Source organism: Bradyrhizobium sp. F1.4.3, from assembly GCF_040548375.1.
Taxonomy (GTDB): Bacteria; Pseudomonadota; Alphaproteobacteria; order Rhizobiales; family Xanthobacteraceae; genus Bradyrhizobium.
Genome location: NZ_JBEPRN010000001.1, coordinates 559,242 through 574,220 on the forward strand (window position 1 = coordinate 559,242; position 14,979 = coordinate 574,220).

Sequence of the window (14,979 nt, forward strand, 5' to 3'; positions counted from 1 at the left end):
CCTCCAGTTCATGCTTGCCCGTATTTTGCTCCTCGTGGCCTCGCTGTCGATTCCCGGCGCATTGCATGCAGAAGGAACGGCGGTCGAGAAGGCCGGGCTTGAGTCCAGGCTGACGATCTATCTTGCCAAGGGGCCACCGGACGCGTGCGGGCCGGGCTGCGACCGCTGGATCGCCATCGAGGGCGAAGTCGATCAGGATGCGGCGCCGCGCATTCGCCGCTTCCTCGCCGGCGTCAAGGACATGCAGCGTCCGATCTACCTGCATTCGCCCGGCGGAAACGTGGAGCAGTCCTACGTCATCGGGCGGTTGCTGCGCAGTCGAAAGGCGATCGCGCGGGTCGGCCGCACCACTGCGACCGCGTGCGCCGCAGGCACGCAGGTGGACGCCGCGTGCCTCAAGATCAAGAACGCCGTCGGCGAGGTCGAGGCCGAACTCACCACCCGCAATGCGATGTGCAACTCGGCCTGCGGTTACCTGTTTCTCGGGGCGACATCTCGCGAGGTGGCACCCGATGCGACGATGGCGGTCCATAACTCCAGGCTGGTCCTCGTCATTCACGGGCATCCGCCAGCGAAATTGCTCGCGGAGGCCAGGCAGCGTCAGATCGAGACCTCCAACAGCCAGCGCGCGGCGTTCGTGGTGGCAATGGGAATCAGCCGCGAGCTTGACGGCCTGATCCGGACAGTGAAGTTCGAGAGCCCGCACACGCTGACGCGACCCGAGCTCTATCGTTTCGGAATCGACACGCGGCCGTTGGCCGAGACGATGTGGACGCTGGAAAAGGGAGCGCGGCCGTTCATCAGCAAGTTCGCGATGATGAAGAAGGAGAACGGCTCCGCGTTCCGGACGATGGAGTGGCGCCTGTCCTGCGAAAGCAGGAATCGCGTGCCGCTGAGGTTCGCGGGCGAGGTCGACGAGGCCACCGTCGGCAAGAGCACGATCCTGATGGCGGCGAGCGCCGACACGAACGCGGAAGCCGGAGGGCTTGCGGTGCGCCTCGGCAAGTACGAGGTCTGGAGCGGCGCCGTCGGCTCCGACATGATCAAGGCGATCCTGGCGTCCCGCCACCTCCAGGTCCGCGAGAACACCCCGATGCCGGACGGAAAGGCGGACATAACAAGATTCGACATCGACATGACGGGCCTGGCGTCGGTGTGGACGCAGCTCGTGGCGTCGTGTTCGTCGGCGACGACGGGCGCGAAGGGCCCTTGGCCCGCAATTCCGCTCTCAAACGTCAGCGCAACGCCTCCGGCTGCGCCGTCGCCGTAAGTGCGAAGGGCGCAACCGGCGAGCCTGTTGATCACCTTCAGATCTGGCACGCCCCTGTCGCGAATGTCCCAAACCGGAAAATGCTGTCGAGGGGTCCGGTAGCGGACAGACGTCGAACGATCAGGAGCGCTAAATTTCCCTCCAGTCTGTCCGGCGCCTGGTCCGCGCGAGTTTTCCGTCATGAAGAAACGGCGACGATCCGAACCGCATACATTTGAAAGCTATATTGCCGCCTCCAGAGAGCGTCTTGAGGCAGAGGCTTCTCAGCTTTCAGACGGTCCTGAAAGAGAGTGTCTGCGCGAAAAGATCAGACAGCTCGAGACTGCGGCCGCCATGAACACGTTGTTATCTGCCGATAGGTAACCGCCATGTCCACCGGCAAACCCGACGCAGTCGCACCTTCGCCCCTCAGGAAACACGCCACGGATGCGCTCCGCAGAGCACGAAAGTTGCCGGTTGGGCACGCGAGAAACGATCTAAGGCAAATGGCGATGGGGCTTCTCTGGCTCGAGAGGCGCGGCACGTCGGAGACAGTGCGGCGTGTCGCGGCGGCATTCCGCGAAATCGGAAAGAAGGGCTGAGGCCGTTATGCCGAAACCCGATCCCGAGCTGTTGCCGATACGTCCACGGTGCCCCGAATGTCAGATGCGGATGATCAGCACCAACGTCGTCGCCGAGGCCAATGGCTTTGAAGATAGAACCTTCCAGTGCAGCAAATGCGGACATATCGAAACCAGGCGGATGGCCACCGGTCCTCTGGCGTTGCCGCCCGACGTGGCCGGGACCAAGGGCAGGTTAAAGCCGCCGGAGTAGGCTTCGATTTCCGTCAAACTAAAGCATGATCCGGAAAAGTGCGCAGCGGTTTTCCGAAAAGATCATGCTCAAACAACAACCCAAAGCGCGATGACGACATCCTAATTTCATCGCGCTTTAGGTGAGGGTTGCCGCCTGCTCCAGGAGGGTCTCGTAACACTCGCAGGACAGCAGCTTCAGCGCGTCTCGATCCAGAATTTTGATGACGCCGCGCGCATATGTGATCACGCCTTTGTCTTGCATCTTGCGCGCGACCTCCGTGACGGAAGTCCTGCGGACGCCGAGCATTTCTGCGAGCAGTTCCTGGGTCAGGGCAACAGTATCGCTCGCGGCGCGATCGGAGGATTGCAGCAGCCAGCGGCAGAAGCGCTCGTCGATCTGGTGCAGCGCATTGCAGGCGGCGGTGATGCGGGCCTGTGTCAACATGACCTCGTTGTAGCGCACGCAGACATCGCGAAGCGCATCGCTGGCACCGACCACTTTCCTGAATGGCGCCGCAGCGATTTTGCTGACCTGAAGCGGCAGCTGGACGACCACTCGAACGAGTGACGTGTATAAGCCCAGTCCGGCCATTGCACCGACCACGCCTTCGCGCCCGACCGTCGCGGTTTCGATTGCCTTGCCGTCCCGCATCACCGCAAGCATCGAAAGCATGCCGTTGTGAGGGAAATAGACGTGATCGACCTCGGCGCCGGCCTCATAGATGACTTCGCCCTGCGCCAACGACCTCGTCACCAAATGCGGTTCGAGCGCGTCGAAATCCTTGCGTGGCAACGACGCAAGTAGCTTGTTATCCAGCGAACTGGGCGAAGGTGCGTGCAAATGCGGCTTTCGGCCCGATCGGTCGGGCATGTTGCCGCAGGGGTAAGATTGCGCGCTCCGAGGGGGCGCTCCGCGGGGATTTGCCTGATACTAGGATCGGCACAAGCCCTTGTCGGTCCGGTACCCGTCTTGGGCCGGTCCTCGGCCATTTCGGCGGATACTGCCGCGAATATAGTACTTTCTGGCGCGCTCGTGTGAACTATTCGCGTCCCCCCTCTCCCTATGTACGCCGTACGACCAAGTCGCGTCCGTTGCGAGCAACCGGGAACGGTATCGCTGGTTAAGAAAAATATCTCCAAACGGCCATAAATTTGACTGTGGCCGGAACGAACGACGGAATTCGTTGTTCGTTCCCATAACACCGCCTTTGTCCGGTATCCGACAAAGGAACAGGGTGAAGCGCATCTGCCCGAGAAAGCGGGCATACTGGCGCATTCTGCGATATTGCCGAGGAAGCCACGTCATGCAGCATCGCGCCTGCACTCGACCCCTCGTGCTCATTGTCGAGGATGAGGTTCTGTTGCGGTGGACGGTCGCCGAAGCCCTTGAGGCGGCCGGGTTTGACGTTGTCGAGGCCGGCAGTGCAATCGAAGCCATCTCGATACTCGAAAAGCGAGCGGATATTTGTGCGGTCTTTACCGATATTCAGATGCCCGGCTCGATCGACGGTCTGAAGCTTGCCCACCTCATCAGCTTCCGTTGGCCGCCCATCAGGATCATCGCCACTTCCGGTCAGCTCAAATTGCGAGACGACGATTTGCCGGAGGGCGGGCGTTATCTGCAAAAGCCATTTCCCATGGCCGACCTCACAGGCATGCTCGGTGAGATGATGGGTAAATGACAGCGTCGCGCAGGGTTTGTAAAAATACTTGTCGACGGATGCGAGTACGGTTTGCGCTACTGGGATCGCGGCATTTCCGTGCGGTGATGCATTTGGTCGTTATTTTTATTTAGCGACAGACTCATTTCCAGAGGCCGACGAGCGGCCAATAGGAGAACATGAACAGCACGATGAGGCCGTACATGATGGCCGCGAGCGGCAGGCCGAGGCGCATCATGTCCCGCGTCGTGAATCCGCCGGCGCCGTAAGCGATCATGGCCGGAGCTGAGGTCACGGGGATGATCGCGAGGCACTGCGCTATAACAGCGACACCGAGCACGATGCCAACGATCGGCAGGTCCGGATTGTGCAAAGAGACCAGAAAGCCGATGATCGCAGGCGTAATCGCGGTCAGGCATGACGTGATGCTGGTGAAGCAGAAGCGAACGAAGAACACGACCACGAAGATCGTGATCGCCAGCGCCGTAACCGACAGGCGTCCCATACCGGATTCGACGAACGCTACTTTCGACAACCACGCCGCACCGCCAGTCCTGGTCAGCATCTCCGCCATCGAAATGCCCGCGCCGAACAGCAGAATCGAGTTCCAGTCAATCCGCTTGTAGAGATCGTTGCAGGTGGTGACCCCGACGCCTGGCAAGACGAGGAGCAGCACGCAGAGGACCGAGATCGCGGATGCTTCGACGTGGTGGACCTTGTCAGTCGCCCAAAGCAGAATCGTCAGCGCCATGATGACCGAAGTTCGCTTTTCCGCGCTGGACATCGGTCCCAATTCCGCGATCCGAGCGGAGATGTAGTCACTCCCTCCCGGCAACTCTGTAAATTCAAACTTGAAGAGTCGGGTCGCCAGAACATACAGAGCGCCGGAAAATGCGATCGTGAACGGGAGCAAATAGACCAACCAGTCGACATAGCTGACCTGGACCTGGCCCGCGCCGGTGAGAAAATTGACTATCACCGGATTGGGCGCGGCACCTGTCAGGACGCCAACCCCGGTCACCGACGGCAGAATGCCTGCCAACAAAAGCATGGCCTTGCCGATCTGACTGCTGCGCGGCAGACCGAACGCCTCGGTCAATCCGATGACGATCGGAACGAGCGTCGCTGCCCGCGCAATTACCGAAGGGATAAAGAACGTGAGCGCGAAGGCGGTTAGGATGATGCCGAGCATGATCGCGTGCGTTCTCGCGCCGACCAGCTTCAGGATCAGGTAGGCGACGCGCTTCTCGAGCCCGGTGCTCGTGATCGCCGCGGCCATGGCCAGACCCGCCGCGACGAACAGCCAGCCACCGTTCGAGAACCCGCTCAGCGCGAGCGGTATGGCCTTTGCCGTTCCAAGAATTGTCCCCGGGTCGTTCCCCGTGGGCGAGAACCCGAGAGCGAGGATCAGGAGAAATACCAGCGCGACGGCGCTTACGCCATAAGGGATCGCCTCGGTGATCCACATCAGCACCACGAAGGCCATCACGGCGATGACGCGCTGGCCGGCCAGCGAAAGTCCGGCCGGCGACGGCGCCATGATGATAGCGGCCATGATCGCAAGACCGATGAGGACAGTCAGCAATTTCCTGGTGCTGACCTCGGTCGTTGCGGACGCAGCATGAACCAACGTCGACATGCGTATCCTCCATCTGTTTTTTGTGATCGGCAGATGCCGACCCTTGTTCAGGCTTGGTCGGCTGCCCCGAGCACCGCGACGCCGTCGGCGGCCCGCACCCCCTTCCCGTCCGGCAGGACGAAGACGGGATTGATCTCGGCCGCGATCAGGCGCTGGCCGAGCTGCGCCACCATCAACGAGAAGGCCACGATGGCCGACACCATCGCTTCGACGTCGGCTTTCGGCCGCCCTCGAAATCCGTCCAGCAACGGCCAGGTGGTCAAGTCATGCAGCATCGAGAGCGCCTCCTCCCGGCGCAGTCCGCTTCGCAGCGGCAGGAGACGCATGGTCGTATCCTTGAACAGCTCCGCAGTGACGCCGCCCATGCCGATCAGAACCGCGCTGCCGAGCGGGTCGCGATGTAGCCCCAGGATCAGCTCAGTACCGCCCGAGACCATCTCCTGGACGAGGAAGCGTTGTGGAAGCCAGCCGGTGGTCGCTTCCACGTCGACCGCCATGCGCGTCAGTCGGCCGCCGATCGTATCCGGCGTCAGATTGACAGCGACCCCACCCACGTCACTCTTATGCGTGATCTCGCCGGACAGGATCTTGAGCACGACCTTGCCGCCAAGCTCACGCGCCGCCGCTTCCGCCTCCGTCGACGTCCTGACGATCCGCTCTGCGACTGTGGGAATGCCGAACCGGGCGAAGAGCGCCTTTGCGGCCGCCTCGTCGAGCGAGCCTGCGGAGAAATCACTGATGTCGACGCAGCTCTCGGCGGTCGTTGCGATTTCGATCTGGAACGACCGCACGGCCTGAAGCAGACCCGAGAGCGCGGACGCACAGCTTTCCGCCGACGTATAGGCCGGCACACCACGGGCAGTCAGAACCGCGCCAACATTCGGCGCGTGCGGACTGACATAGGCGATGACCGGTTTGTCGGACATTGGCAGGCAGTCATGCACGGCATCTGCAAGCAGCGCCGGAGAGCCGACGGCCGAAGATCCCGCAATGATCACCAGAGCGTCATAGGACGGACTCGCAAGCAGGACGCGAATAGCACCGCGCAGAATGTCCGGGTGCAGGCCGGCCAGGGTCAAGTCGATCGGGTTGCGGTCGAGGTTGGCATGGGAGCCCGATTGCAGGGACTTCAGCTGCGCGGCGGTCGCCGCGTCGGGCGTGGGAGTCTCGAACCCGGCGACACCGAGACTATCGGAGACGATCGTTCCGGCGCCTCCGGTCGAGGTGAGGACCGCCACGCGTTTGCCGGCGAGCTTTCGTCCGGTCGCGAGAGCAGCTGGAATGTCAAGCAAGTCCTCGAACGTCTTCGCCCGGATCACGCCAAGCTGCCTGAACAAGGCATCGTACATGCGATCCGAGCCGGCCAGCGCGCCGGTATGCGAAACGGCCGCCTTTGCTCCAGCCTCCGAGCGGCCGATCTTGAAAGCCACCACCGGCTTGCCGGACTGGCGGGCTTTTCGCACCGCCTCGCGGAAGCGGGCCGGATGCCGGATTGCTTCGACATACAACGCGATCACCCTGGTGGCTTCGTCGGCGGCAAGAAACTCGATGAAGTCCGAGAGCTCGAGGTCGGCCTCGTTGCTGGTGGACACGAGCTTCGACAGCCCGACGCCGCGCGCAGCTGCACGGGAAAGCAGCGCGCCGAGAATGCCACCGCTTTGCGACACCAGCCCGATGGCGCCGGCAGGAAAGCTATCCATCGCCAGCGCCCCCGAGGCCGACAGCACGATGTTGTCGGTCAGATTGACCAGACCGATCGTATTAGGTCCGAGGATTCGCATCGTGCCGGCAGCCTCGAGGAGCTGCTTCTGGCGCAAAGCCCCCTCCTCACCGGTTTCGGTGTAGCCGCTGGCCAGCACGATGGCCGCGGCGGCACCTCTTTTCGATAGCTCCCGCACGGCGAGATGCGCGCGTTCCGCCCCGAGCAGAACGATACCGACATCGGGCACGGTGGGAAGCGCGCCCACATCCGGATAGCAGGCGAGCTCGCCTATGCGTTCGACCTTCGGGTTGACGGGATAAATCTCGCCAGAGAAGCCGTGCTTCTGCAGGAACGCCACCGGCCGTCCCGAAGTCTTGGCGGGATCCGCCGAAGCGCCGATGATGGCGACACTGCGCGGCCGAATGAGGCGTGCGATGGCGTTCATGGCATTACTCCTTCGCTTCAGATTTTGCGAGGAACGCCATTACCGCTTCGCGGTGCTCGGCGCTTGTGTAGCAGATGGCTTGCGCCTGGCTGCCAAGATCAAAAATCTCGTGCGCGGATCGCTCAAAGCTCTCGTTGAGAATTCGCTTGCCCAAAGCCAGCGCGGTGGAGGAGGCCTGAGCAAGCTCGGCTGCCCACGCTTGCGCGGCTGCAAGCAACTCGGCGGACGGCACCTTGCGATCGATGATGCCGAGGGCGAGAGCCTCGTCGGCCTCGACCATACGCCCCGTGAAGATCAGCTCCTTCGCCTTGGGAAGCCCGACCCGGCGCGGCAGGAAGTAGAGGCCGCCACCGTCAGGGATCAGTCCGCGCTTGATATAGGACCAGGTGAATTTCGATCGCTCCGAGCCGATCAGAAAATCGCATGCGAGCGCGGTGTCGGCGCCGAGGCCGGCTGCTGCGCCGTTCACGGCGGCGATGGTCGGCTTGGGCAAGTTGAGCAGCAAGGATTGCACGCGGTGCACGCCCTGCTGCCGGCTCCAGCCGTTGAACGCGACCTCGCCTTGCGGAGATTCCAGACGCCGCTTCATTCCGCTGATGTCGCCGCCTGCGCAAAACGCACTGCCGCGCCCGCTCAGCACCAGCGCTCTGATCGCCTTGTCGTACGCAACCGTCTGAAGGGCCGAGACGAATTCCGAGCGCATGTCGTCGCTCATGGCGTTTCGGCGATCGGGCCGGTTCAGAGCGATGGTCGCCACGCCGGCGTCGACCGAGAATTCGATGAGCTGATAGGTCACGGGCAAGCCTTCGATTGTGGTTGGTGATAGGCGCGGATTTCATTGCAAGAGGACGCACGGGTCCGGCCGCGCCGGCTGGTGCCGATGCGGGACTCCTGGCGCGAGGGCGCCGATGGGATCAACGATGTATCGATTTCAATCCGGGCGTCTGTCGCGTCGAAGTCGACGAAGCGGACCAGCCGGACGTTACCCAACAGGATCTTGAGACATTGCGTTTCGTACCCCCGAGATGCGTTGCGTTTGTTTTATTGCTTGCTTCTATACTCAATTGTCATAAAAGCGGGTACCCCTGCATTTCCACTAAATGGAATTTGGCAAGGAAGGCACCATGGCTTCGCTGCGGCAATATTCGGGTGGCGCAAATGGAAACCGGTCGCTGGAGAGGGGCATCGAGATCCTGCGTGCCTTTCGGCCCGGCGTCGATACGCTCGGCAACGGCGAGATCGCCGAGCGCACCGGCCTGCCCCGCTCCACTGTCAGCCGGCTGACCAAGACGCTGGTCGCATTCGGCATGCTCGATGAGGTCCGAACCGAGCGATACTATCGGCTTGCAGGCGCGGTTCTCAGCCTTGGCCACGCTGTCCGTATGGGATCACCGGTGCTTAGGGTCCTTGGTCCCTTGATGCGGGCCGAATCGACGCGGCGCAAGTTGAACGTCGGTCTCGCAACGGCTGATCGCGCGATGATGGTTTATCTGGAATCCATCCGCTACAATCCGCGTCCGACGCTGCGCAGCATCGTCGCCGGTCAACAGGTGCCGATGGAGTTGACCTCGCTCGGCCGCGCCTATCTCGCAGGTATCCCGGAGGACGAACGGGACATGCTGATCGCGCAATTCAGGCGACGCAATGCTGCCGCCACGAAGGCGCTGATCGCCGACGTGCAGAAATCAATCCGGGCCGTCAGGCGCAACGGATATTGTGCGGTCTCTTGGCAGCCCGGCGTGCTCGCCGTCGCCACGCCGATCATGATCGAGGGCCTGCCGGTTTATGCGCTCAACATGAGCGCGCAAGATATCGAGCCCGCTGACGCTTTTGCCGAAGAGATTGGCGAATACCTCATGGCCTTCGCGGCACGCTGCCAGGAAGCGCTTTGCAGCCCGCCAGATTCCATGGACACACGTGCGCTCGCCCCGAAGCAGCCTCGAATACACGTCTAGCTAGATCAAGCACTTTGTTGACGGCTGGCCTCTACGGGTCTCCCCCCTCAACCGGCGTATAGATCACGAGCTTCAGCGCCGGATCGTCATTGGCCTGAAAGCTGGTGTGCTCGAAATGCAGCACGCCCTTGGCGGGATGGTTCATGGTTTTGCGGCCCGACGCCGTGCTGCGGATCTCGTGCGCCTCCCACCATTTGACGAATTCCGGACTGCCCTGCCGCAGCCGCGCCAGCAATTCCATGAAGGCGGGATCGCCGGCCCAGACGTCGTGGGTGGCGCGAAACATCGCCACCATGCCTTTGGCCACGTCCGCCCACCCGGCACCGTAGGATTTTCGCGTCTGCTTGTTGGTCATCATCAGGAGCAGCGTGTTGCGATCCTGTTCCGGCAGGCGGGCGAACGCAAAGACCTCCTCGGCGGCGTCGTTCCAGGCCAGCACGTCCCAGCGCCGTCCCGTGATGTAGGCCGGCTGGTTCAGGCTTTCGATCATGCGCCGGATCGGCGGTGGAACGATCTCGGGCACGAAGGCGCGCCTGTCGCCGTCGCGCGCCAGCGCCTTCAAATGGGTGTGCTCGGTCTTGGTGAGACGCAGCGCACGCGCCAGCGCATCGACGGTGGTGACCGAGGGGCTGACGGTGCGGCCCTGCTCGAGGCGGATGTACCAGTCGACGCCGATGCCGGCGAGCTGGGCGACCTCCTCGCGGCGCAGACCCGCGGTGCGGCGCCTCTGCCCTGCGGGAAGGCCGACGGTCTTCGGCGACAGCTTTTCGCGGCGTGAGCGGAGGAAATCGCCGAATTCGACGCGGCGTGGGTCGGTCATGGTTTGCTCCCGCGATGGAGGGTCTGGAGAATACTAGGATAATACCAGGCCTTCCTGGCCCTGCAAAGGCGGCGCATATGAGCTGCACCCGAGTTTGAGGTGAACATCATGAAAGCCGCCGTACTTAAATCCTTCGGATCTCCGCTCGTGCTCGAGAATGCCCCGGAACCGGTGCTCGGCACCGGCGAGGTCATCGTCGATGTCGTCGCCACGCGTGTGCTGTCCTACATGAACGAGGTCTTCAGCGGCGAACGCAATTATGCGCTCGATCTGCCGATCATCCCCGGCCCCGGCGGCATCGGCCGGGTGCGCGCGATCGGCCCGGACGCAACCAAGCTCAACGTTGGCGACTGGGTGTTCTGCGACCCGACGGTGCGCTCGCGCGACGATGCCGTTGCGCCCGACATCGCCCTGCAAGGACTCACGGCCGCCGGTGCGGGCGGCATGCGCCTGCAACAGCATTTTCGCCACGGCTCGTTTGCCAAGCAGATGCGGGTGCCGACCGAGAACGTCAAACGCCTCGGTGCGATCACGTCCGAGGACGCCACCCAATGGTGCGCGCTGGGGACCCTGCTGGTACCCTATGGCGGCTTCCTCGCCGCCAACCTTCAGCCGGGCGAGACTGTGCTGGTAAGCGGGGCCACCGGCAATTTCGGCAGCGCGGCGGTGTCGGTTGCGCTCGCAATGGGCGCGGCCTGCGTGGTGGCGCCCGGCCGCAACGAGACAATTCTCGCCGATCTCGTCCGCCGCTTCGGCGAACGGGTGAAGCCGGTGAAGCTTACCGGCAATGAGAACGACGATCGCGAGGCCATGAAGCGCGCGGCACCAGGGCCGATCGACTGCGTGTTCGACATCATGCCGCCCTCGGTGAGCACGAACGTGGTCCGCGCCGCGATCATGACGGTGCGCGCTTATGGACGCGTAGTGCTGATGGGCGGCGTCGGGATGGCGGGCGGCGCGGGGCTCGACCTGCCCTACCCCTGGATCATGCGCAACTGCATCACCATCCACGGCGTCTGGATGTACCCGCCGGATGCGGCAGCGCGCCTGATCGCGCTGGTGCGCGCCGGGCTGTTGCGGCTCGGCGAATACGAGACCACAGCCTTCGACCTCGACCACGTCAATGAGGCGGTGGCGCATGCCGCGGCCAATGGCGGACCGTTCAAATTGACGGTGATCCGGCCGTAACCCGCCTGACGCGGCGGCGGTGCGCCGTCGCGGCTATTTTGCCCAGCGCGTCAAATGGCTGGCAGGCGTCACCCCGGCAATGGCCGGCTACTGTGCATGGGGTTGTTCTCGACTTTTTTATTCGAGCTCGACCACCTGGCCGTCGGCCAGCGACACTCGCCGGTCCATCCGGCCGGCGAGTTCCATGTTGTGGGTCGCAATCAGCATCGAGACCTTGGTCGCTTTGACGAGCTGCATCAGGGCCTGGAAGACGTGGTCCGCGGTGTGCGGATCGAGATTGCCGGTCGGCTCATCCGCGAACAGCACCCGCGGCGCATTGGCCACCGCGCGCGCGATCGCGACGCGCTGCTGCTCGCCGCCCGACAGCTCCGCCGGGCGGTGCGTGATGCGGTCGCCGAGCCCGAGATAGCCGAGGATCTCCTTGGCGCGCTTGACGCTCTCGGACTTCTTCAGGCCGCGGATCATCTGCGGCATCATCACGTTCTCGAGCGCCGAGAACTCCGGCAACAGCCGGTGCGACTGGTAGACGAAGCCGATCTCGGTGCGGCGGAGCTGGGTGCGCTCGATGTCGGGCAGTTGCGAGGTCGGCGAGCCCCCCACATAGACCTCGCCGGAATCCGGCGCTTCCAGGAGGCCCGCAATGTGCAGCAGCGTCGACTTGCCGGAGCCCGACGGCGCCACCAGCGCGACCGACTGTCCGGCCCACAGCGCGAGCTTGGCGCCATCGAGGATCGTCAACGGCACCTCGCCCTGAAGATACTGCCGTTTTATCTCGTGGAGATAGATGACCGGTACATCTTCCGCCCCCTGCTCCCGCTCCATCAGCCCCTCACTCGTACCGCAGCGCTTCGACGGGATCGAGGCGCGCGGCGCGCCACGACGGATAGAGCGTCGCCAGGAACGACAGCGTCAGCGCCATGATGACCACGGCCGTGGTCTCGCCGACGTCGATCTCGGCGGGCAGCTTTGAGAGGAAGTAGAGCTCCGGCGAGAACAGCTCGGTGCTGGTCAACCAGGACAGGAATTGCCGGATCGACTCGATATTGAGGCAGATCACCAGCCCGACGATGAAGCCGACCAGCGTGCCGACCACGCCGATCGAGGCGCCCGTGATCAGGAAGATCCGCATGATCGAACCCTGCGAGGCGCCCATCGTGCGCAGGATCGCGATATCGCTGCCCTTGTCCTTCACCAGCATGATCAGGCCGGAGACGATGTTGAGCGCCGCGACCAGCACGATCATGGTCAGGATCAGGAACATCACGTTGCGCTCGACCTGGAGCGCGTTGAAGAAGGTCGAGTTGCGCTGCCGCCAGTCGACCAGGAACACCGGCCGGCCCGCGGCCTCGGTCACCGACTTTCGAAACGAGTCGATCTTGTCGGGATTGGTGGTGAATACCTCGATCGAGGTGACGTCGTTGCTGCGGTTGAAATAGGCCTGCGCCTCTGCAAGCGGCATGAACACGAAGCCAAGATCGTACTCGGACATGCCGATCTCGAACACCGCGACGATCTTGTACGGCTTGATGCGCGGCGTGGTGCCCATCGGCGTCACCGCACCCTTTGGCGCCACCAGCGTCACGCTGTCGCCGGCATGCAGCGAGAGCTGATCGGCAAGGCGGCGGCCGATCGCGACCCCCTGCCCGTCGTCAAAGCCCTCGAGCGAGCCCTGCTTGATGTTCTTGGCGATCGAGGTGAGGTTGTTGAGATCGTCGGAGCGGATGCCGCGCACCAGCACGCCCGAGGCGTTCCACGGCGAGGACGCCAGCGCCTGGCCGTCGACCACGGGAGCCGCGAGCCGGATGCCCTGGACCTGGCTGATGCGCTCGGCGACGTCCTTCCAGTCGGTCAGCGGCGATTCCAGCGGCTGGACCAGGATATGGCCGTTGAGGCCCAGGATCTTGTCGAGCAGCTCCTTGCGGAAGCCGTTCATCACCGCCATCACGATGATCAGCGTCGCCACGCCCAGCATGATGCCGAGGAAGGAGAACCCGGCGATGACCGAGATGAATCCCTCTTTGCGGCGCGCCCGCAAGTAGCGCGCCGACAGCATCCACTCGAATGGCGCAAAAGGCGCGGTTTTCGCGGTCTCGGTCATGGTCTCATCCATCGCTCGATAATCCCATGATTCGGGGTCAATTGTGGCCGCATTGGCGGCCTTGACTTCGCGCGATGAACAATATTCAGCCGACCAGCCGCGCGACCGCGTCCGCCGGCGACATCGTCTGGCGTGAACCATCGCTACGCCGCTTGAGCTCGACCTTGCCGTCGGCAAGCCCCTTCGGCCCGATCATGATCTGCCAGGGGATGCCGATCAGGTCGGCGGCGGCGAATTTGGCGCCCGCGCGCTGGTCGGTGTCGTCATAGAGCACGTCGACGCCCTTGGCGCTGAGCTCAGCATAGAGCTTTTCGCAGGCCGCATCGACCGCCGCGTCACCCTGCTTGAGGTTCAGCACCACGGCGCGGAACGGCGCCACGGCTTCCGGCCATTTGATGCCGGCATCGTCATGGCAGGCCTCGATGATGGCGCCGAGGAGGCGCGACACGCCGACGCCGTAGGAGCCGCCATGGATCGGCACGTCGACGCCGTCAGGGCCCGCCACCATCGCCTTCATCGGTTCGGAATATTTGGTGCCGAAATAGAAGATCTGACCGACCTCGATGCCGCGGGTGTTCAGCCGCTTGTCCGCGGGCACTTCCTGCTCGAACCGCGCGGCGTCGTGAACGTCCTCGGTGGCGGCATAAACCGACGTCCATTGCTTGATGATCGGCGTCAGGTCGCCCTCATAGTCGACGTCCTCGCCCGGCACCGGCAAGTCCAGCACGTCGCGATTGATGAAGACAGCGGATTCGCCGGTCTCGGCGAGCACGATGAATTCGTGGCTGAGATCGCCGCCGATTGGGCCGGTCTCGGCGCGCATCGGAATCGCCTTCAGCCCCATCCGCGTGAAGGTGCGCAGGTACGCGACGAACATCTTGTTGTAGGCGACGCGCGCCGCTGCCTCGCTGAGATCGAACGAATAGGCGTCCTTCATCAAAAATTCGCGGCCGCGCATCACGCCGAACCGAGGACGCTGCTCGTCGCGGAATTTCCATTGGATATGATAGAGATTCAGCGGCAGGTTCTTGTAGGACTTGACGTAGGCGCGGAAGATCTCGGTGATCATTTCCTCGTTGGTCGGCCCGTACAGGAGCTCGCGCTTGTGGCGGTCGGCGATGCGCAGCATCTCCGGGCCGTAGGCGTCGTAGCGGCCGCTCTCGCGCCACAGGTCGGCGAGCTGGAGCGTCGGCATCAGCAGTTCCAGCGCGCCGGAGCGGTCCTGCTCCTCACGCACGATCTGTTCGATCTTCTTCAGCACGCGGAAGCCGAGCGGCAGCCAGGCATAGATGCCGGCCGCCTCCTGCCGGATCATGCCGGCGCGCAGCATCAACCGATGCGAGACGATCTCCGCCTCTTTCGGATTTTCCTTCAGAATGGGCAGAAAGAACCGCGACAACCGCATGG

The 14,979-nt window shown here is 63.3% G+C and carries 13 protein-coding genes; 4 read left to right on the forward strand and 9 right to left on the reverse strand.

What is annotated here, in order from left to right:
- The first annotated feature begins 10 nt into the window (after positions 1–10).
- Entirely contained in the window at positions 11–1,270 is a 1,260-nt protein-coding gene (locus ABIB73_RS02790; protein ID WP_354221206.1) for a hypothetical protein, read from the forward strand.
- Positions 1,271–1,911: 641 nt separating this feature from the next.
- Here the strand turns inward: ABIB73_RS02790 and ABIB73_RS02795 are convergent.
- The gene (locus tag ABIB73_RS02795; RefSeq protein WP_354221208.1) at positions 1,912–2,100 is read right to left on the reverse strand and encodes a hypothetical protein; all 189 of its coding nucleotides are present in this window, start codon (positions 2,098–2,100) and stop codon (positions 1,912–1,914) included.
- A 100-nt stretch (positions 2,101–2,200) separates the two neighbouring features.
- A complete protein-coding gene (locus tag ABIB73_RS02800; RefSeq protein WP_354221210.1) occupies positions 2,201–2,905 on the reverse strand; it encodes a Crp/Fnr family transcriptional regulator in 705 nt (234 codons plus the stop codon).
- A 463-nt stretch (positions 2,906–3,368) separates the two neighbouring features.
- On the opposite strand from ABIB73_RS02800, the gene ABIB73_RS02805 reads away from it, so the two are divergent.
- A complete protein-coding gene (locus tag ABIB73_RS02805; protein ID WP_354221212.1) occupies positions 3,369–3,746 on the forward strand; it encodes a response regulator in 378 nt (125 codons plus the stop codon).
- 121 nt (positions 3,747–3,867) lie between these two features.
- Here ABIB73_RS02805 and ABIB73_RS02810 read toward each other — a convergent pair whose 3' ends face one another.
- Genes ABIB73_RS02810 through ABIB73_RS02820 form a run of 3 tightly spaced genes read right to left on the reverse strand, consistent with a single transcriptional unit; the run spans position 3,868 to position 8,307 of the window.
- Positions 3,868–5,364, reverse strand: a complete 1,497-nt coding sequence (locus ABIB73_RS02810; RefSeq protein WP_354221214.1) for an SLC13 family permease — start codon at positions 5,362–5,364, stop codon at positions 3,868–3,870.
- 47 nt (positions 5,365–5,411) lie between these two features.
- On the reverse strand, positions 5,412–7,511 hold the full coding sequence (locus ABIB73_RS02815) for an acetate--CoA ligase family protein (RefSeq protein ID WP_354221216.1): 2,100 nt from the start codon (positions 7,509–7,511) through the stop codon (positions 5,412–5,414).
- Positions 7,512–7,515: 4 nt separating this feature from the next.
- Positions 7,516–8,307 carry an enoyl-CoA hydratase/isomerase family protein gene (locus ABIB73_RS02820; protein ID WP_354221218.1) on the reverse strand — a complete coding sequence of 264 codons (792 nt, stop codon included), beginning with the start codon at positions 8,305–8,307 and terminating at the stop codon, positions 7,516–7,518.
- A gap of 328 nt (positions 8,308–8,635) precedes the next feature.
- On the opposite strand from ABIB73_RS02820, the gene ABIB73_RS02825 reads away from it, so the two are divergent.
- Positions 8,636–9,466, forward strand: a complete 831-nt coding sequence (locus ABIB73_RS02825) for an IclR family transcriptional regulator (RefSeq protein WP_354221220.1) — start codon at positions 8,636–8,638, stop codon at positions 9,464–9,466.
- A 31-nt stretch (positions 9,467–9,497) separates the two neighbouring features.
- On the opposite strand, the gene ABIB73_RS02830 is transcribed toward ABIB73_RS02825, so the two are convergent.
- Positions 9,498–10,286, reverse strand: coding sequence for a helix-turn-helix transcriptional regulator (locus ABIB73_RS02830; RefSeq protein WP_354221222.1), 789 nt, complete (start codon positions 10,284–10,286; stop codon positions 9,498–9,500).
- A 108-nt stretch (positions 10,287–10,394) separates the two neighbouring features.
- Between ABIB73_RS02830 and ABIB73_RS02835 the strand changes: the two genes are divergently transcribed.
- Positions 10,395–11,474: a zinc-binding dehydrogenase gene (locus ABIB73_RS02835; protein WP_354221223.1), complete on the forward strand. Its 1,080-nt coding sequence runs from the start codon at positions 10,395–10,397 to the stop codon at positions 11,472–11,474.
- Positions 11,475–11,591: 117 nt separating this feature from the next.
- On the opposite strand, the gene ABIB73_RS02840 is transcribed toward ABIB73_RS02835, so the two are convergent.
- The 3 genes from ABIB73_RS02840 to proS form a co-directional block, all read right to left on the reverse strand.
- The gene (locus tag ABIB73_RS02840; RefSeq protein WP_354221225.1) at positions 11,592–12,296 is read right to left on the reverse strand and encodes an ABC transporter ATP-binding protein; all 705 of its coding nucleotides are present in this window, start codon (positions 12,294–12,296) and stop codon (positions 11,592–11,594) included.
- 7 nt (positions 12,297–12,303) lie between these two features.
- A complete protein-coding gene (locus ABIB73_RS02845) occupies positions 12,304–13,584 on the reverse strand; it encodes a lipoprotein-releasing ABC transporter permease subunit (protein ID WP_354221227.1) in 1,281 nt (426 codons plus the stop codon).
- A 73-nt stretch (positions 13,585–13,657) separates the two neighbouring features.
- A complete protein-coding gene (proS, locus tag ABIB73_RS02850; protein WP_354221229.1) occupies positions 13,658–14,977 on the reverse strand; it encodes a proline--tRNA ligase in 1,320 nt (439 codons plus the stop codon).
- Positions 14,978–14,979 lie beyond the last annotated feature (2 nt).